Origin of the sequence: Pseudoalteromonas sp. Bsw20308, from assembly GCF_000310105.2 — a bacterium.
Taxonomy (GTDB): Bacteria; Pseudomonadota; Gammaproteobacteria; order Enterobacterales; family Alteromonadaceae; genus Pseudoalteromonas; species Pseudoalteromonas fuliginea.
The window spans coordinates 2,787,464-2,807,312 of record NZ_CP013138.1; the positions used below are offsets into that span (position 1 = coordinate 2,787,464).

General features: G+C 40.1%; 11 protein-coding genes and 3 pseudogenes. 3 read left to right on the top strand and 11 right to left on the bottom strand.

What is annotated here, in order from left to right; translation table 11 throughout:
* The first annotated feature begins 192 nt into the window (after positions 1 to 192).
* Together D172_RS12220 and D172_RS12225 are read left to right on the top strand one after the other, a co-directional pair.
* Positions 193 to 432, top strand: coding sequence for an RNA recognition motif domain-containing protein (locus D172_RS12220; RefSeq protein WP_002958513.1), 240 nt, complete (start codon positions 193 to 195; stop codon positions 430 to 432).
* A 163-nt stretch (positions 433 to 595) separates the two neighbouring features.
* Positions 596 to 2,215, top strand: a complete 1,620-nt coding sequence (locus D172_RS12225) for a M28 family metallopeptidase (RefSeq protein WP_007378247.1) — start codon at positions 596 to 598, stop codon at positions 2,213 to 2,215.
* Between the two features lie 38 nt (positions 2,216 to 2,253).
* Here the strand turns inward: D172_RS12225 and D172_RS12230 are convergent.
* Positions 2,254 to 2,646, bottom strand: a pseudogene (locus tag D172_RS12230) (general glycosylation pathway protein); the annotation flags it as partial.
* A gap of 64 nt (positions 2,647 to 2,710) precedes the next feature.
* Between D172_RS12230 and D172_RS12240 the strand changes: the two are divergent.
* Positions 2,711 to 3,879 (top strand): IS3 family transposase gene (locus D172_RS12240; RefSeq protein WP_420713787.1). Its coding sequence is split into 2 segments (ribosomal slippage): positions 2,711 to 2,957 and positions 2,957 to 3,879, totalling 1,170 coding nucleotides; the frame shifts between segments, so codons are not numbered across the junction.
* Between the two features lie 31 nt (positions 3,880 to 3,910).
* Here the strand turns inward: D172_RS12240 and D172_RS12245 are convergent.
* The 10 genes and pseudogenes from D172_RS12245 to D172_RS12305 form a co-directional block, all read right to left on the bottom strand.
* Positions 3,911 to 4,459, bottom strand: a pseudogene (locus D172_RS12245) (PDC sensor domain-containing protein); the annotation flags it as partial.
* Between the two features lie 229 nt (positions 4,460 to 4,688).
* Positions 4,689 to 4,904 carry an EF-hand domain-containing protein gene (locus tag D172_RS12250; RefSeq protein ID WP_007378759.1) on the bottom strand — a complete coding sequence of 72 codons (216 nt, stop codon included), beginning with the start codon at positions 4,902 to 4,904 and terminating at the stop codon, positions 4,689 to 4,691.
* Between the two features lie 95 nt (positions 4,905 to 4,999).
* Positions 5,000 to 5,206 carry a hypothetical protein gene (locus D172_RS12255; protein ID WP_007378760.1) on the bottom strand — a complete coding sequence of 69 codons (207 nt, stop codon included), beginning with the start codon at positions 5,204 to 5,206 and terminating at the stop codon, positions 5,000 to 5,002.
* Between the two features lie 169 nt (positions 5,207 to 5,375).
* On the bottom strand, positions 5,376 to 5,588 hold the full coding sequence (locus tag D172_RS12260; RefSeq protein ID WP_002958507.1) for an EF-hand domain-containing protein: 213 nt from the start codon (positions 5,586 to 5,588) through the stop codon (positions 5,376 to 5,378).
* A 638-nt stretch (positions 5,589 to 6,226) separates the two neighbouring features.
* Positions 6,227 to 7,436 (bottom strand): annotated as a pseudogene (locus tag D172_RS21295) (IS4 family transposase).
* A 146-nt stretch (positions 7,437 to 7,582) separates the two neighbouring features.
* Positions 7,583 to 8,107 (bottom strand): isopentenyl-diphosphate Delta-isomerase, encoded by a 525-nt coding sequence (gene idi, locus D172_RS12280; protein WP_007378763.1) that lies wholly within the window; start codon positions 8,105 to 8,107, stop codon positions 7,583 to 7,585.
* 31 nt (positions 8,108 to 8,138) lie between these two features.
* A complete protein-coding gene (locus D172_RS12285; RefSeq protein ID WP_007378764.1) occupies positions 8,139 to 8,711 on the bottom strand; it encodes a TIGR02466 family protein in 573 nt (190 codons plus the stop codon).
* 13 nt (positions 8,712 to 8,724) lie between these two features.
* The gene (locus tag D172_RS12290) at positions 8,725 to 16,725 is read right to left on the bottom strand and encodes an RHS repeat domain-containing protein (protein WP_058230555.1); all 8,001 of its coding nucleotides are present in this window, start codon (positions 16,723 to 16,725) and stop codon (positions 8,725 to 8,727) included.
* 1 nt (position 16,726) lies between these two features.
* Complete coding sequence (locus D172_RS12295) at positions 16,727 to 17,557, bottom strand: phytanoyl-CoA dioxygenase family protein (RefSeq protein WP_007378767.1); 831 nt, start codon at positions 17,555 to 17,557, stop codon at positions 16,727 to 16,729.
* A 318-nt stretch (positions 17,558 to 17,875) separates the two neighbouring features.
* Positions 17,876 to 19,840 carry a hypothetical protein gene (locus tag D172_RS12305; RefSeq protein ID WP_007378768.1) on the bottom strand — a complete coding sequence of 655 codons (1,965 nt, stop codon included), beginning with the start codon at positions 19,838 to 19,840 and terminating at the stop codon, positions 17,876 to 17,878.
* Positions 19,841 to 19,849 lie beyond the last annotated feature (9 nt).

Sequence of the window (19,849 nt, forward strand, 5' to 3'; positions counted from 1 at the left end):
ACCACAATTCAATTACCAATTAACATTACCAATTTACTGATATTTCAAATTTAATTATAAAATCTATTATTTTCATAGTGATACAAAAAATTATTTCTATCGAGTGTTTATTTATATTTGTTTTAAAATAAAATTAGGTTAAACCTGAGTTACTTGAGATAATTAGTACTGACATAATTATTTAGGTTCATTATGAAACTATTAGTTCGTAACTTGTCTCGTGCTACCACTGAGCATGAGCTTCGTACTTTATTTGCAGAGCACGGTAAAGTGACTACCTGTAACTTGGTACTTGATAAAGAAACTGGCCAATCTAAAGGTTTTGCCTTTGTAGAAATGCCAAACGACATAGAAAGTAAAAGCGCAATTACTGCACTTAACCAATCTACTGTTGATAAAAGTAAGATCCGCGTGAAATTAGCGGATGCTTAAGTAATAATTTATTACTTAAAGTTAAAAGAACCAGCTTGCGCTGGTTTTTTACTAATGACTGATAGTTAATCTGCAATTGAATGAAAAGTTCTCTATAAAAATTCGACATCGCTGCGGTGCTTCCTTTATATTGAAAGCCTAATTAAATAACAATATGAAGACTATGGCATCTACTCTTTTAAAAAGCGCTAGCCTAAGCCTGCTAGTTGCACTCTTTGGCTGCTCAGAGCCTGCAAGCGAACAAACTCCATTAGAAAATACAGCAGGTGTAAGCCTTAGCAATATTAAACAGCATATTAAAACGCTAGCCTCTGATGACTTTCAAGGCCGAGGCCCGCTAACTCATGGTGAAGTGAAAACAGTAGGCTACTTAAGCGAGCAATATAAAGCGCTGGGTTTAACCGGTGCTTATAAAGGTAAATACTTACAGCCTGTAAAAATGGCAATGGTGACAGCTAATCAGGATATGCAGTTAAAAGTAGGTGATTTGAGCTTTGAATCAGGTAAAGACTTTACCGCACGTACCGAGCAACTTCAGCCATTAATTGATGTACGCAATTCTGACATTGTATTTGTTGGCTATGGTATTAATGCACCAGAATATAACTGGAATGACTATAAAAATATTGATGTAACGGGTAAAACAGTGGTTGTGCTCGTTAACGATCCAGGTTTTGCTACTCAAAACGACGCCCTTTTTACTGGTAATGCAATGACCTACTATGGTCGTTGGACTTATAAATATGAAGAAGCCGCTCGCCAAGGTGCAAAGGCTGTATTTATTGTTCATGAAACCGCACCTGCGGCATATCCTTGGGGCGTAGTTGAAAGTTCAAACACGGGTACTAAATACACGTTAATGGATAACAACTTAAACGCATCAAAATTACCGGTTATGGGCTGGCTAACACTTGATGCGACTGAGCAAATGTTTAACGCCGCAAAGCTTAACTATCAAGATTTAAAACAAGCAGCATTAAGTGATGACTTTAAAGCGACGCCACTTAACTTAAAAGCAAACCTTGCCTTTAAAAACGAAGTGTCACATGCCAAATCACATAATGTAGTTGCACAAATTACAGGAAGCGAATCACCTGACGAATACGTTGTTATTAGCGCTCACTGGGACCACTTTGGTACTAAACAAACTGACACCGGCCCTAAGATTTATAACGGCGCGGTCGATAACGCTTCAGGCACTGCAGCCACGCTTGAAATAGCACGTATAATGAGTAAAAAGAACAAGCAAAAGCCATTTAAACGCTCAATTATTTTTGCTAACTTTACAGCAGAAGAAACGGGGTTAATTGGCTCTGAAGAATTTGCATCGGGTGCGGTTGTACCTACAAAACAAATGGTCGGTCTATTAAATATTGATGGCATGAACGTGCTTGATGGCACTGACTACATTTTACAATACGGTAAAGATTTATCGACAATGGAAAACTATTTAGCAAAAGCTGCAAAATCACAAGGCCGTTTTGTTAAAATGGATCCTCGCCCGCAAAATGGCTTGTTTTTTAGATCTGATCATTTCTCGCTTTCTAAGCAAGGCGTGCCTAGTTTATTATTTATGAGTCTGGGTGATACCGATCCTGAGTACATTGCGCATAAATACCATAAAGAAGCAGACGACTACTCAGCTGATTGGTCGTTAGGTGGTGTTAAGCAAGATATAGATCTTATTGTTGATATAGCCACACAGCTTGCAAATAATGGCGATTGGCCAAAGTGGACGAGCGAGTCTGACTTTAAAGCCAAACGCGCGCAAGATAAGCAATAAATAGCTATTAAATAGAGTTATGTAATATAAAAATCCTCCTACTTGGAGGATTTTTGTTTTAAACGAGCGCGCATTAATAGCGTTTCGGCCTTTGCCCCTAAATAAACATAAATAGCCAGTGCAATTAAAAGCCCTACCACTGCAAGCATCATCGCTATGGCAGGCATTAAATATTCCGATTGCCCCAACGCCGCTTTAAACATAGTTAACAGCGCCTCAATTGATATAGCAATCAACACAGTAGAGATAAACCGTGTAATAGTGCGCCGCGTAGACGAGTGCCTAAAAATATCCTTATGCATAAGGATTTCTTCTTCGAGTATTGTTTTACCTAAATCAAACACTGCTAGTGCCAAAGTGATGTAAATAATGATACTAAAGGGCTCAAGTGGGTCTGATGAAGTATCTACATGAGTTAATAGCGCGTATATTGACGTGGTTTAATGGATTCGACTACCCCAGTTAAGAGATAATCAACTTAACTGGAGATCGATAATGACAAAACGTAAAAAGTATTCCAAAGAATTTAAACTTGATGCTATCGCATTAGTTGTTGAGCAAAACTACTCACAAGCAGAAGCCTCTAGAAATTTAGGGGTAAATCCCAACATGCTTGGTCGCTGGATAAAAGAAGCTGAAAATGATGATGGGCATGCTTTTAGAGGGAACGGTAATTTAACCCCTGAGCAAGAAGAGATCAGAGAGCTAAAAGCGCAAGTGAAACGCCTAGAAATGGAGCGTGAAATATTAAAAAAAGCGACGGTCTTCTTTGCCAAAGAAACGAAGTGAAATATTCGTTCATAACCCAATACAAGAAGACCTGGCCTGTGGCGACAATGTGCCGAATACTGGGTGTAAAAAGTAACAATTACTATAGTTATCAAAAGCGATTCTCAACTAAATCAGAGGATCCAACACATCAAGAAATGATTGATTGTGTCAAGGACATAGCGCACTTCAGTGATAATACTTACGGTGAAAGGCGTATTCAGAAAGTCTTAAATGCACTCGGTTTTCCGGTGAGTCGTTACAAAACAGCACAGCTAATGAAAGAGGCAAATGTCTGGGTGCGTTATAAAAAGAGATACAAAGTGACAACGAATAGTGAGCATAATAAGCCTATTTATCCCAATGTACTTGAGCAAAACTTCAACGTTGAAGCAGCTGATCAAGCCTGGGTACAAGATATCACTTATGTTTGGACTGCAGAAGGTTGGTTGTATCTGGCGGTAGTGATTGATTTATATTCGCGCAAAGTCGTTGGTTGGAGCATGGGCTCACGAATGAAAGCGCAGCTTGTCTGTGACGCACTGACTATGGCGATGTGGCAACGCCAGCCCAAAACAGGGTTAATTATCCATTCAGATCAAGGGGTTCAATATGCAAGCCACCAATATCGTAAATTGCTCAAGTCAAATGACTTCATTGGTAGCATGAGTAAGAAAGGCTGTTGCTGGGATAATGCTGTTGCAGAAAGCTTCTTCGGTAGTTTGAAGCAAGAGCGCGTGCATTGGAAAAACTACCCAACGCGTTATGAGGCTCAACAGGATGTAATGAATTACATCTGTATGTGGTACAACAGTCGTCGCTTACATTCGTACTTAAATTATCAAAGCCCAAATGACTTTGAAGAACGAATCGAAACATTAGATATGGTTTCTTAACTAGGGTGACTGAATTTAGTTGACCACGTCATATATCACTAAAGACGATATTTAGTAAAAATAATACTAAGCAAAATAAGCACACCACAATAATACCGTAACCCGCTTTGAAGTAAGGCGACATATTAGCGCGCGCAGTATCACCCATTACAAACTCAATAAGCTGCGTTAAGCTCACATCAACGACCAAGTAATGCTGATTATTAATTGGTTTTTTTAGCTCTTTAATCGCCGATATACATAAATGGTTAGTCGCTATAGAAATGTAGGGATCAGTAAAGCACACTTTATCACTTGCTTTAGCGTTCAAAAAATAGGGTCGCTCGCTTAAATCTTGTTGATTACCACTTTCACCTAGTTTTTTGCTATATGCTCGTTTAAAGCAGACATTATTACCCTGCTGCAAACCTTCTGCATTTAAACAATATTGTAATTCTAAAAATGGGTACTGCTTAATCAGGTAGCGGGTATCACGCTCTTTGGTTAATCCGTCCTCAATACTCATTAAAATAGATTCAAGTAAACTGTGTATTACATGCTCATATTCGTGGTAGCGCTCAACACTACTGATATAACTCATTCGCGCCATTTTAAATACTCATTAACCTAAGTTATAAATAGATTTGCAAGTTTAAAACCAACAATAAAATAACTTAATAATCAGTAACTTGACACTATTCAAACTCAAGTTTTGCACCACTTTGGTGACTAAAAAGTAATATATTAAATTAAATGCACAAAAAAGCAGCTAAGTATTAATTACTTAGCTGCTTTGTGAGTATGACTGGTAAGGTTCTACATAGAGCTTATTACTGAACCTTCGAAAACTCTTCTTTAGATAACTCGCCATTTCCATCTGCATCTAATTGATCAAAAAGCTGTACTAGTTGCGAGTTTACTTGGGCTTCTGTTTTACTAATTACGCCGTCGCCATCTGTATCAAAAGAATCAAAATCTACCGCAGCAAACGCCGCTGAAGAAGAAGCTAGGGCTACAAGAGCTAAAGTTTTGTGTAATTTTTTCATAATCGTTTCCTTAGGCTTTGGGCCTGATTAGGGGTGACCTGATTAGGGGTAAGAAGTCCTTTTCAAAGATCCTTTAGGAGTAAAGTGTCTATAAATTAATATTCAAAAAAATCATTTTCTGTCGGGCCACCGCTACTTTGAACATTCAGCTCGTCAAATTGCTCTATCACTTGCGCCGATTCTTCAGAGCGACTAATTGAAGCGTTGTCGTCTGCATCGCGTGTTTCAAAGTCTGTGTTTGCAAATACTACTGACGAAGAAACAATAGCCATAAGTACAAATGTTGATTGTAGCTTTTTCATAATTTAATCCTTCAAAAGTATGCGGTGTCCTAAATAAACTTGCTCTATAGTGCTCTCTAGTCACTTCCTGGTTATTCTTTTTAGTAGGCTCCCTTGCCTACTTAGGTTGTCTTTGGCAACTCAGAATTTAGATAACATTACAGAGCATTAACTGTTTAAGGCTTTAATTTTAGGCCTTAGAAAACTCATCTTCAGATAGCTCACCATCTTGGTTTGTATCGAGTTCATTAAACTTGCTTAAAAGCTCAGCATCTACTGAAGCTTCGGCTTGGCTGATTGCGCCATTACCATCTACGTCTAGCGTATCAAAATCTGTTGCTGCAAAAGCCGCTGATGAAGAAGCTAGCGCCATTAGTACTAATGTTGATTGAAATGTTTTCATAATAGTATTCCTTCATTGGGTTATTGCGATTAAGGCCTTTGGCTTTCATCACGTTTTGTTTAATACACTCTAGGTATTACAACTTCGGTGCCACTTTTTATTTATTATTTAAAAACAATGATTTAAATGATATAAAGCGAGAAAAGCTTAATTTGGGGAGATGTTATTGTTGCTATTTAGCAACAGCCATTCAACTAAAAAGAATAAACCATTATAAATCAATTTGTTAAGTTTAATTAAAAAGACACACTTTGGCTAAAAAGCCAATAAAGGGGGAGTTTAGGTTAGCCTTCAAAATAAACTGAATATGAACATGGAAGTAACATAGGATTTATTCGCGACTATTAAATAATTAATTTGCTTATAATCAGTAAGTTACATTGTTTTTGAGATTTATTATAAAAATTTTGGAAGGATATTTTGAAATTAACTGTTTTGTTGCCAAATGGCGAATTTATCTAGGAAAGTTGCAATGTGAAAGCTAAGTTGTAGCATTCAACTCATAATTTAATGCGTTGTAAAATATAGGTTCGCTTGAGTTAAGCAAACCTACATCGTGTGCCAGCTATCTGCAAAAGTGCCGATATTGGAGGGAGGTAAATTATATAGATTTAAACCTGAGGGATCCCCACGAATATTTATTCATGTAATCCCTCAATATTGACTGTTAAATTTGAGAGTTCGGACAATACATAAATGTACTCTTCTAATGGTATGAAATACCTATCGTCATCAATGATTTCACGCGCAATCGTTATTATTGATAATACCATTCGCGCTTTTTGTGTATTCGCTTGCAATGAATAGTGGAGCTTTTTCATGACTGCGGCACACCTATACACCATAATAAATATAAAATAAGCGCCGCTATAAGCAGTAAATTATCAAATCGGTTAACACTTCGGGAGTTAGCGCACTCCAAGCCTATCCCTAATTTATTATTTTTTGTATCTCTAAAATTTTCTTCTATTTGCATACGTTGGCTATAAAGGTTCACTGCTGTTTTTGCACTCTTCATAAACTTTCAAGCAAGTTAAACACCAGTAACCACGGCTCTTTCGCATCTTTTTGATGAACTTTATCTGTTGTTCTTTGTGACGTCCCGCCTCGTTTTTTCTTCGCTTGTCGGCCTTTTGGCGTTCGCTTATAAATTGCTGCATTGCACGGGAACTTTGCCGTTTTACCATAGTAAATTGAGCCAAGGTTATCAGCCTTACCAATACGCGCATCGGCAAACCATTGATAACTGATTTTCCATTCTTGCTTATCTTGGGAGAGAGATACTCGCCCCTCTTACTCTCCCTATCCAATACCAATTTTTTCTTCAACTATTTTAAACCATGGGGCATGATAGATAGCATCTGACACAATGATTGGCATGCATCCTTCAGGTAATATTTGTTCGAGCGTGTCTAAAAATGCTTGATGTGCTTTATTGGTATTCAGTTCGCTCTCAGGATGAATTTTTTCACAGAGCGTTAAGCTTCTCCCATTCATTGGAATACTGGCGCGCAATACTTGAAACATCCCTTGTCCATTAATAGGTAACCAATCGACTAATATGATGGGGGACTTTTTATTTCCAATTAACTGCGCTGACATATAGCCATAGAAGAAAAGGCGCTCGCTGTGTAAGAGCGTGTTACCGATTAAGCGGTCAGCGCGTTTAATATCATTTTTATTTGTTGTTTTTGATAGGCTTTTCAAGCCTCTACCTAAATATGTTACAGACACACGTTGATCATGCATGCCAGAGTCAATGAAGGTAAATAACGTGTTTAATCGAGTAGAGTGAATTTCAGGGTAGGCAGCAGCGATATCATTCTGTATTATATTTGTGATCTTCATGGCTATTGTTTTAAGTTGTTTTTAGCGAAGTAATTTGATCACAATTAGTCATGAAGGTCGATCCCCTTTACTCATCTTTTTTTAATTCATTTCGTGGGAATTCGTCAGGTTTGGATATAGATTGAATAAATTTCAATCCTAAAAGGCTAATATCCAACAAGAAATGGCTGTAGTTTTTGCAGGGCAATGGGTAGCCAACGAGTATAATGCTCGGGGTTAGTCGCTAATTGTGATTGAATATCATCTAGGTTTTCCCAGCGCCAATCGGATACTTCTTCAAGATTAACTTTTGGACTACCGTCGTAATAGCCCACTAAAACATGATCAAACTCATGTTCGAATAGCCCGTTTTCCATTTTACAAATATAAGTGAAGTGAATTAATTCTGTAAGCTGGGTAGTAAAACCCATCTCTTCCATTAATCGCCGCTGACCTGCGTCAACAACAGACTCACCTTTACGTGGGTGACTACAACATGTATTAGTCCATAACCCTGCTGAGTGATATTTATTAGCGCTTCTTTGATGGATCATTAACTGGTTATTTGCGTTAAAAATAAAGATAGAAAATGCGCGATGTAGCACCCCTTTTTGATGCGCTTCTAATTTAGGCATAAGTCCTGTCTCGTTTCCTTGCTCATCCACTAAAACAACGTTTTCAAATTCTGACATATAAGGTTTCCACGCTCGTTGCTCTGGTTAATTAACTAAACGCGACGTTAAAGCTTAATGCGATGCGGTCATGTTCGGATTCGTTTTGGCTAACATGGTGCGGTACTTGGCTGTTAAATAAGATAAGCCTACGCTCAATTGCTGGATAACTAACAGTGTTAAAGTTTTCACGTTTGGTTCTCTGCGACAACCACATATTGTCTTCTAGGTTCTCAAAATAAATATCGCCACTGTTATCTGGTGCTTTTATGTAATATACCCCACTAATGTATGATCCCGGATGCGAGTGCATACGTTCATAATTCCCTTTAGATGAAATGCTTACCCACGAATTAGTGATAATAGGGTTTGCCGTTTCACGGGTTTCTATTTGAGCCAAATAGGCACCTATATTTTCACTTAAACGCGCTTGTAATAAGTCAAAAGGCGCTTGTTGCAAAATATTGTTAATTGTTTGGTAAGTTGTATAAAGGTTATCGCGCGTGGAGTGCGGTAATTCTTTTTTTAGCGCGATGACTGCCCGAGCGAGCAGATTATTCTGCTCGTCAGACAATACCTGATCCTCATAGTAAAATGTTTTAGGAAAAAAGAACTCAAAAGGCATAAATATCTCTAATTTACTCTGAATAATTACCAGATACGCGGCTTTTCACTTTGCCACCTGAAACAGCCCCAGAAAGTGCTGCACTAAACACAGTCTGCCCTAACCCGCTATCCCAATCATTGCCTGATGCTAGATTCATTGCGGTATTTTTGGTAATGCCTATTGCTTCACTTTTAGCAATAGCTTTTGTCGCGTCGGTAAGATAGCCTTTTATACCCGGAGCAGCACGTGTATCGGCAACGGTTTCTCCAAGCCAAACAACGCCTTTTTTTGCCCCATTAAGCACTTTACCTGCATTGGATAGCTCACTGGTAGATGCTTTTACGCCTTTAGAAGCCGACGCCGCAATGCTACCCGCAGCTTCACCAGCAAAAACGGACAAGCCCCCAGTGATAAAGCCAGCGGCCGCACCAATACCCATATCAACACCGTACTCTTTCCAGTTAAAATCGGTCGCGTTAAACACTGAATAAGTTATCGCAGAGACACCCGCACCGTAAAAAGCCCCTGCAGCTGCGGCTAATGCTGCTGACGCTGGGGTGGACAGGCCTCCGGTGATAACTTCTAACACTCCAGCGACAACATCGATGACTACTCCGACCAGTATTTCAACAGCACCTATAATTGCGCCTGCGATTGCACTAAACAGGCTAGAGATTGAAAAACGACCTGTTGGATCGATGTAAAGTACAGGATTATTGGACGCATAAATGTATGGACTAAAGTACTGTTTGTCAGGATCGGTTGCAATAAAGCGGCCTAATTCCGCATGATAGAAACGAGCTCCAAAGTTGTACATGCCAATTTCGCGATCAAATTCCTGGCCAGTGAACAAATAAGGCAGAAATCCTGGTTCAGGCTCTATGGCTTTGCTAAGTGCACCAAATGTTAGGTAATCGTATTGCGCTATTATCTGGGCATTTTCATCAAATACTGTACGTACCGAGCCTAAATGGTCTTTACCTACACTGTAATTTTTATTGCCTTTTCTGAACGCAATTAGTCCAGTTGGGCCGTAAAAGTAGATCATAGATGAAGTCGCCACATCGTGCTGCTGGCTCGAAATTTTAGTGAACTCGGTTAACGGCTTACCATTTAAGTCCCTGACATATAATTTTTGTTGGTACTCGCCACTTGCACCTTGAACCGTTTTTAATACTCGTTGATTACCTCTCCCATACGCAAAGTGCAACGTATTGCTTTCAGGGCCTCCCGTGTCGGTAATTTGTGTTGTCATTTTGGAACCGGGATCGTAGTCCAATCCAAGTTCATGTGGTTGCAAAGACAAATGAGTATTAAATTTCGCTGTCGTCGCATTGCCATTGAGGTCATACGCATAATCTGCTAACACGGTATTATTGCTGGTGCTGTTTGTAATGGATTGTACTTGCTGCGTGCCAGAAATATATTTATAAACGTAGTCACTACTGCCAAAGGTGACGTTTTTAATATTGCCGTTGTTGTCATAGCCACGGCTGCCATTTATTTTTAAAGTGTGCTCTGGGCTTAATTCGCTATTCGCGTCGGTAATACCGCCAACATCATCAACTGCGTATTTAAATTGGCTTGTGGGCTTGTCGTTAATAGCCGTGGTTGATGAGGCAATGGTGCCGTCAAAATATGCAGCCCCCTCATATCCGCCCTCAGAATAAGAAAGTGTTTGTTCAAACAAAGGTTTGTTTGCACCAGCCAAAGTTTGGTTTATTTCTTTTAACCATTCTGGTGAGTTGTAGTTCAACTCGCGAATTATCTGCAACCCCGCCTCAGTTATCACTTGCTCTCGATACACTTGTCCGTTTGCCAGATAACTAAAACCAGCTATTTGACTGTCAAAACTCGGGGAGTCAGATATCGCGCTAACGAGGTTTTGCCTATTTGTATTGAAGTAAATAGCGTATCCGTCTGCAGTGCCGTCTGGGTAGATAGTTTTCGCTGTATTACCTAAATTATCAAACGTGTACTGCACGCTTTGTTGTTGATTGCCATCAAAATCGGCGACCGACAGCGTACGCAAAGTTGTATTTCCGAACACATCAAATGAGAAAGTTTCATTAACGTCCGTTTGCCCTGCGATACCATTATTGGACTCAGTTTTATAAGCTCGCCCTATCGCATTGACAGATGCGTCGTCGTAACATAGTTTTTGTCGCCAAGTGTTAGGCGTTGCAGGCCAATTAGGGCTTACATCGCTATGCGCTTGCAACGCAGTGTGATCCCAACTACCGACGACATAACCTTTTTCAATATCCCGCCCCACACGGTTATATTTTACGTAATTGTAGTTACCACTTTGTTGCCCCTGTTGGTCTTGTACGAAGCGAATTCGACCACTTTTATCGTAAACATAGTTCGTTGTTTGCTGATGCTGAGTGCTCGATATCATATTGCCATTAAAATCAAACGCTTGAGTTATCACCCAATCTTCAGGAACGGAGCCTGTAGGTGGAGAAAAATAGTTTGGCGACTGAATTTTAATTGCGTTTCCGGCATCATCAAATAAGGTGGTACTTTTGTTTTGCCCTTCCCCATTAATCGACACTTTACTTAAAAGCTGATCGCGCTGATTTTTAATTTCATAGTAAACATTTTGGTTTGGATCGGTAGAGACAAGTTTGTAAAACTTATTGTCTACGTTAGTATATTGGTAAACACTCGGATGTGCGTCTACCTGAAATTTAGCCCCAGGGTTACCAATTTTATTTACTCGTGCCAGTGGCGATGTTTCATATACTTCACGGGTATAGCTGTAACCCCCGTCTGCTGGATTGGCAGTATCAACAAGCCCAGTCATTTTCCCTGTATGCCAATTAAGGCTTGCCAAATTAGAACCGTATTTAAATAGTGGGTTTTCACTATTTTTTACAAAAACACTTTTAGATGTAACCGCCGCGCGGCCTAGGTTATCGGTCACTTTTTGATGTGCCACAACTTGTTTATCGTCCAAGCTTTGCTCTTGAATTAACACACCTCTAGAATCTTTATATTTAACTTGAGCTTGCGGACTAATCAGGTGAGCAATTTCAGAAATAATAACTTTGTTATTGAAGAACAATTGTGGTGCACTATTTAGCACATGTGCTAACTGACAACTAAATATTAACTGACCATTTGCCCAAAACAACAGGGTTTTGTCATCAATAATCAGATCCCAATTTGTTTGTGGACGATAAACCTCAATCGAGTCACCATTTTGGTTTAACTGATATAAGTACCGCGTATTCTCACTGTTCAAAGTCCAACTAATTTGGTCAACGGGGCCAGTGACCACGCTTGCGTCTTGGCTTAACGGGTAATCTGATTTAGCAAACTCATTGAGCAGATTGTTACTGATTTCACCTTGATTAAGCTCATTTACATAAGGCATGCTCGGTACACTAAATATTGACTGGTCGCTTGCAAGTTCTGTTGAGTCTGATTGAATGAGTTGCCAATTAAAAAGACTCGGGTTCCACTGAATTTTAGTGTTGTCATCAAGCTGAATGCCAAGCGTACCATCTAGTGCTTCTCCAGTTTCAAACCTCACAGCTAACGCATAACGATTATTATTGGGAGCGTTTAATAAGGTCAGTGTACCCGGTTGATTATGTGCTTTTTGACTTAATCTGCCTGCTTCGACTTGCCAAACGTCGGGACTTGGTTGCCAACTATTCTGCCACTGTGCACCGCGTTTAAAATTACAAAGGGTTCCACCCTCGGCAGCTTGAATGGCCAAATCATGATTTGGCGACTGAGTAGAGTATTGCCCTTGATTGCCTTGAGATGAATAGTAACGACTTTTAACCGCGGTCATTACATCACCAGCATTGGTGCTTAGCGATCCTTGCTCAAGCTCATTGTAGGTAGATTGCTGCGTTTCGCCATTTGCGGCTAACTCTGCGATTACAGTCCAGTTTTTACTGTTATATACACTTGCGGTATAAGTACTATCAAGTGGCGAAAAGCGAAGATTATCAATATAAACTGGTGCTTGGGTATTTTTATTTTTACAGGTAATGGAAATTGACGTATTTGCATTGGTGACATCAAATGTTTGATGAATATAGAGCCATTCACCTGTCGTTTCAGGAAAATCCAGCTGAACGTAGTCACCACTAGAAAGCTCGATACACCAAACCGCGTCACCTTGGTTATTTTTGAAGTCGGCTGGCTTTTTGACCCATGCAGAAAAAATAAACTTAAGATCCGTTAGTTGTGGGATAAATGTTGCTGTTATTCCAGAGTTATCTTGCGTATTAGGTGCTAATTGGAGGCTATTTACCCCAGTATGTGCATCAATCACGGTATTACCTACGCTAGGAATAATAGTGCTATTACTACCTAACTGCCACATACCACTTTTTTCATATGATTCAAATCCATAGTAGCTCGCTTCTTGTTGTGAAATAGCGGCTCCTGGGAATTTAGCAATGTTATAGCGTTCATTTTCATCATAAATAAAGGACGTTGGTATACCGTCTACATTAAGCTGTTCGTGAATAGCGCCACCTATCTGACCGCGCTTTGTCACTTCTGACAGCAGCAACCAATTTTCATTTTCTTTCCCTGAAGAATAATCGAAAATAGGTGCGCTCGCACCAGGGGCAGTCCAAACATATTTTTGGTGTGCGGCAAGTTTGATTTTATTTGGATTGTCAGACCAATTTTTATAGGTTGTTATCGTACTTTTGGTGAAGTTACTGGTACTTGCTTCGCTGTTGACGACACTGGTAGTTTCTTCAATAACGGTATTAAGGATGTGTGCGGATAGAAATAACGATTGGTACTTAGGCTCTTGCCATGCATACTTTGTATGCGTACGCATTAATTTACGTGTGCCATCATTAGCGTAATATTCTTGTTCGTGGTTAACCGGCAGGCCTGTTGTGTCATCATAGGTGACATAATTGTTGGTTCTTACGCCATCTAATACACTATTTGTTTGTCTTGATCGCACATACGCACCGTACAGCCGCTTTCCATCGCTATTGTTGATGATTTCCCAGTAATTAAGCTTACTTCTAACCAGTCGATTAGCCGAGTCAAACTCTTTTTTGGCTAACAACATTCCATTGAGAATATTAGCGTAGTTATAAGTCCACGTTGCTTGTGGATATAACCCCGCGTGACCAGAAAGACCATTGGAGAAATAACGTTCAGTTCGCCCTTCAGGTGTTTCTGGTGGTGTGTTATTGGTCGATTTAACGCCTGCTACTTCAATTACTATTGGGAATTGTGCGAGCCCAATTTTACTATTGTAGCTGATTTGAGACTCATTTGAATTAGCGTAAAAATAAGACTGGTAAAAAGATGCCTCATTATCGTGTGCGTCTTCAATTTCAATATAGGCTACGGGATGTATAACTATATTATCGCTTAAACTTTTGTCATCGACATTGAGTAAGAAAAGTTGGTCAGCTGCGTCAAACTCAGCACTGGTATAACTCACGATGAAACGAGGCCCCACGAGGTTGCTTCCAACCAAGGGGACACCATTGTGCTCTGGCACCGTAATTTTTTGTGAGCCACCAGGCATTTCAATAGAGTTACTTATCTGACCATTATTGGTCGTGATTAAGTAACTATTAGCGTCGGCATTAAGATTGTTTTGATAAGCAATAAAATTAGGCCCGCGATTTTGAATGGTTGATTCTGCAGTGGTCATAATTTCGTTAGCTTGGGATTGCCATTGACCATTTACATCGCGCATGTAAACCCTTGCTCCCATAGTGAGAACATTAGCTTGCACCGTTGGCAAGGTTCCAGCTTGTGTTATATCTTTCTTTTCCCAAGCCGAGTTATCAGGGATGTTAGGGTTGAATGTCAGTAGTTGATTGGTGTTAATTGTACCGTCTGATGAAGACATAACAAATGTGTCTTGTGCTGCCGCCACAGAAAATTCGGTTGTATTGTTTGGATTCAGAAATTGCTTCGACAACCAAGTACTATTGGCCCCTGTGCCGACTTTACGAAGGTTAACAATATTATTGTTAACAAAAGTACCATCAGTGATGGTTTGAAGAATATCGTACAGTGCTTTTCCATTTTCAACTGGAGTAACTAAATCTTGGCTCACAGAACCAGCAGGGTTCAGAATTTGAAAGTGCTCATCCCAATCGTATAACGTGACGGTATAAGAAATTGTTGCATCGTCGACTTTTGATATATAGGTTAACGCAACGCCTGTTGGAGTAGCGATGAGTGAAAACAGGTACTTCCCTGCATTCTCAACCACTTCGATACCACTGGTTTTCCATTGTTGTTTTGGTTGCCAATTCCCTTCTAAATCTCGAAATACAATTTCAAAACTAAGCGACTGAGTTGAATGAGTGTAATTACAATTAACATAGTAATTTTGCAGCGCAGCAACATAGCCCGTATCCCCACCTGTAATTGGCAGTGTATTAGGTGTTTGCCACTGGCCTGTTTGCCAATGAAATGAGCGTACTTGATACGTCTGTTGAGTATAACCTTTGTTGTGGGCAACAAAGAACTCACTACCAGACGTGATCAGAGAAGGGCCAGCATCACCCTGCACATAAAATAAGTATGGTTGATCATTAGAAAGATTCCACTCACCAAATTTTTTATCGTCACGCATAAACACATAGATTTGATCGCATGAACGGGCCTGATTTCTTACGCTTAGTAAAATGTAACTAGAGTGAGCCTCGACCTGGACGCTTTGTGGATCGGCTGTAATAGCAGCCATATCAGAAGATGTTAGTTCGGCTTCGACCCAACGCCCTTGCCATGACTGTACAAATACCTTAAACCCAGCACTGTTTTTATTACAAAAAGTGAAGACCACGTAATCATCACCGTGCCAAACTCCGGGAGTACTGCCTGGCAGTGGGTTATCTATGGCAATGCGTTTTGGTGAATTAATTTGAAGTTCTTTATATGTAATCCGTGCAACGCCGCCTGTGGGGTAGGTTACCGATTTAAGTGTCCCAGGTGATATTGCTTGGCCGTCGTTATAGTCAAAGTGCAGGCCAGGTAATGATGTGCCGTCAGGCGTAAATTGAAAAACAGATTTAAGCACACGCTTCCAACGCAGTTCATAGTCAATGTCGCTTGGTGATGCGTTATTGATGAAGTCATACGTATACTTCATAGTGTAAAGGTGTTCGCTATCGGCATTGATTACATCAAGGCTATCTAGATAACGTGTTTCGTATTTATTCTGAAACGCGTTTGGTTCGGGCGATTGCGCGTTTTCGGCTTGATATTCAGCAATCCCTTGCGCACTTTGATTCAATGCACCATATTTTTCTTGGTAATTAAATTCAACTTTGCGGCCAAAGCTATCGGTCACCGTTTTTAGGTAAGAGGCCTGTGTAAATTCAAGACCCGTTTGTCCTACTCGATGCATTACGTTTTCATAATCATATTGCACCTTATGTCCCCAAGCAGATTCGATTGAAATGAGGTTCCATGCGCTGCAATATTGTTTTTGTTCAGATGCATTAACACTGCTACCAATCCAGTTCCCCCAACGCACTCCATATTGACATGCGTTTTGGTTTCCACCGTAGCGATATTGAGTGCCATCTTCTTTTATAATGAGCCAACTTTCATCTATTGGGTCGTAACTAATTTTCCAAAACTGATAATTTCTCGTTTCAAACAACCAAATACCGCCTTGTTCGCCCACTTTTACAAGCGGGTTAGCACTGCCCCCTGAGACCAAATAAAATAAATCAGAACCCGAGTTTTGACTGTTTGCTTTGTATACCGAGATAAACTCAAACGACATATCCCAACCAAGCCCTAGAACGCCTGTCGGCGCTTCGATATTCCACGTATCTAGGTTATTTTTAATGTTACTCCCGTACATAGCCGAGACCTTGATATCTAAGCCCTTATAACCGGTTAAGGTCAGAAAATCGATAGGAAGTTGAATGTTGCCACGAAAGTAATTAACCCCTGATTTGATGTTACCAATCGCCTTATCATCAAGCTCGAATGAACGAATTTCAGGGGTTTGCGATTGTTGTTGTGCTGCTGGATTATTTGCGACAGATTGTGTATTCATTTTAAACCTTCTCCGTAAGGGATAATAAATTATGATGGGTTTCCTGGGATGTTGGCGTTGTAACGGGCAAAATAAACTTAGGTTTTAAATGGTTTGGCCTGCAACCTAATTGGTGAGAAATATAAAAATCCTCTTCAACATCATATATTTCAATTTTCTCAGGCGCATTTTGATAATCTCTGTGGCAATAAATTAAATTGGACTCAACAGGTACAGCCACACCCGCTGTAACCACTCTATCATGATGCGACTTGTTGGAAGGTGAGCCATGAATAATTCTATTGTCCATTAGCAGAACTTCCCCCGGCTGCATCGAGAGGTATGTCATATACTCATTTTCTATTGTTTCAACGAGGTTTGGGTATGCAAATACACTCGCATCGCGATAATCAGTATTGAAATGATGGCTGCCGGGAACAACGCCTAACCAGCCATTATTCGCATTTACACTTACTAGCGGGCACCAAATGCTTAAGCCGACATACTTGCCTTCGTTTTCGATAAAGGTGATGTCTTGGTGCAATGCTACTTTACTGTGCTCTGAGTTCGCTTTTTTTGACGCAAAGCTTCCTACTACTAGTCGATAGTTTTCCAAAATTGGTCGAATTCGACTCGAAAACACACTGCGTATCTCTCGGTGAACATACTCCCTCAAGGGCGTATTTTGGATAAGTACCGTTGCGGTAAAGGGAAACGCATGATGATCAGCAACATTGTCATAGAGTGCTTTTAACTGCAAAACATCTTCATCAGACAACAACTTTTTAATAATAAAACCTTGTTTACTGAATAAATCATTATCTATGTTATTTTTAAATATTGTATGTGTCATCGTATAGGCCTTACAAAGCGTATTTTGGTCAAGGGTTTGAGTATTCGTTTAATGTAGTGCCAATAGATAGTAATAATTGCACGCGGCACTGCGCGAAATACGTCATTAGCAAGCCAATACTTCTCATGTGAGATCAGTACTAACTGACCTTTCCAATCAGGGATATTAATGGGTAACCGGTGTGCTTGTTTTGAGTCAATTGCGTATCGCTGAATACAACCCAAAGATAACAACACAACGATGGCGGACAACCGCCGGCAAGGGGGACATTGGTGGCAGTAGCGCAATTTATAGCGAGGCACACCCTTAGCATAAAAATTATCCATCTATACTTCCTTTTAATGGCGGTAATATTGATAACAATTGAGTAAGCACCCGAATAATCGTCGCGGTCGTTATCGTTCCGTTCAAATCAGTATAATATTTACCTTCAGGGTGATCCCAAGGCTCATAACAAGTGTTTTCAGTAACTCGTAAATTTGCGCAGCCCTGCCACACACCAGTGGCTTGTTGCCAATTTAATAAGGTACGCAGTGCTTGCGCATTGTGGCTTTTACGTTGTGAGCGAAAATAATGAATTCCGAGTGCACATGCAAGATCAAATGCGTTGTCAACAGCCATGCTTGGTTGCTCTGTTATCGGTGTGTCTAAGTGCAATAAATTTAATTGTTCTAGCACCTCAAGTGTTTGAAAGGTGCTGTAAAACGGCGTTCGCCACCAATAGCTTCGATAAAACCCTTGCGCCGTATGATTATGTTTTAAACCTTGCATAAAAGCTGGTTTGAAGGAAAGTTGCTCTTTTTCAGGCAGTATCAGGTAACCAACTGGGGTAACATCCCAATGAGCGTCTCCCCATGCATTTGCCTCTTTGTATGTTGCTAAGCCCAGCTCATGGTCCCAATGGTCAACTATAAAATCATGATCTTGCTTATCGATTGGCAGTTTCAGTTCACGCAGTAACGCCATTGCCATTGCGCTGGAATCTGCATCGGCACCTGTTGTATGGTTATATCCCCAGCCTGCGTGATATACGCGCTTTTTTATCAGCCACTGCGCAGCATTTATCGCCGCTTTTAGCGCTTTGGAATGATTTAGCTGATTGCCCGCTCGAGCTAATGCCAGACCAACATAACCCGTGATCCACTCAGTTGATTCTCCTACAGGTAGTTTATAATCTGACCACAGTCCATTTTGCTGTTGCAGCCCTATGAGGTAATCAATAGCATCATCAATTGCTGCTCGCGTTTCGTCCTGGCTAGGTAATTTATAATTTTTAGAATTATTCAAATAGATATTGAGGCGGTTTTTGCCTTTGCTATCGAGGCCAAAACCAATAAACGCAACATTACACCCTTGCTGATTTAAAACCTTTTTTAAATCTAACGGCTTTAAGCCAAATGTTTGCGTTAATCGCGTACTGACTTGTTGCCATTCGGCATTTGTGTATTTTAGACAGTGACCACATAAGTCCAATTTAATATCTGCTACTTCACCGTTTGATAGATTAATACCAAGTCCTAGAAGCAAGCCATCTGCATCGACACCATGTGTCCCCATAGCAATAGTAAGGTATTGTAAAATAGATGGATGTGTGTATAAATCAAGACCTAAATCTGAAAGTGAAACCTGTGGTTTCAAACGAAAATATATCTTTGCTCGCGTATTTTCAGATGTCGTACCTTCTAAACCAACACTCGCAACATTGGCACACTGTTTAATATTGGACAATAATATTTGTACGTTTGCAGACTCTGGCAGTAAAGCATCGAGCCATTTTTCAACACGTTGCCATGCGAGTTCTTGGCCCAAGGGAGCGGTTTCAAGATAAAAAGCAACACCTGCTTTATCTGGACTTAACGCTAGCCAAACAAACCCTTTTTTGTAATTATCACGTACTCGTTTATCATTAGGAATTATTTGGGTCAGTGTTGTTTCGACTAAAGGTAGTAGCTTCTGTGCACCTCCTTTTATGACGCCACGTTTTAAGGCTTCTACTGATTGAAAGTAACGATCCTCAGTGTCATAAATATCTGAGCAAGGGTCTCCAATAACCCTTAATACGACTTCTTTTTCTGATGATGATAGACATAACTGTAATGGAGCACCATCGTTATTTAACGCTGATGCTCCAATAAGGTGTCCATCCAAATTTTGAGGAGTGGATAAAACATCACGACATAGCTCCCGCGCTAATCTCGCATTACAAGATAAGCTTTCAGCCACTGCGGTTAGTGCCTCGACTTTTAGTTTTAGACGTTTAGAGCTGTTAGGTATGGAAACCATGTCGTATTC

Coding starts and splice junctions, on each gene's coding strand:
- D172_RS12220 (WP_002958513.1), top strand. CDS start 193: ATGAAACTATTAGTTCGTAACTTGTCTCGTGCTACCACTGAGCATGAG.
- D172_RS12225 (WP_007378247.1), top strand. CDS start 596: ATGGCATCTACTCTTTTAAAAAGCGCTAGCCTAAGCCTGCTAGTTGCA.
- D172_RS12250 (WP_007378759.1), bottom strand. CDS start 4,904: ATGAAAAAATTACACAAAACTTTAGCTCTTGTAGCCCTAGCTTCTTCT.
- D172_RS12255 (WP_007378760.1), bottom strand. CDS start 5,206: ATGAAAAAGCTACAATCAACATTTGTACTTATGGCTATTGTTTCTTCG.
- D172_RS12260 (WP_002958507.1), bottom strand. CDS start 5,588: ATGAAAACATTTCAATCAACATTAGTACTAATGGCGCTAGCTTCTTCA.
- idi (WP_007378763.1), bottom strand. CDS start 8,107: ATGTCAGAATTTGAAAACGTTGTTTTAGTGGATGAGCAAGGAAACGAG.
- D172_RS12285 (WP_007378764.1), bottom strand. CDS start 8,711: ATGCCTTTTGAGTTCTTTTTTCCTAAAACATTTTACTATGAGGATCAG.
- D172_RS12290 (WP_058230555.1), bottom strand. CDS start 16,725: ATGAATACACAATCTGTCGCAAATAATCCAGCAGCACAACAACAATCG.
- D172_RS12295 (WP_007378767.1), bottom strand. CDS start 17,557: ATGACACATACAATATTTAAAAATAACATAGATAATGATTTATTCAGT.
- D172_RS12305 (WP_007378768.1), bottom strand. CDS start 19,840: ATGGTTTCCATACCTAACAGCTCTAAACGTCTAAAACTAAAAGTCGAG.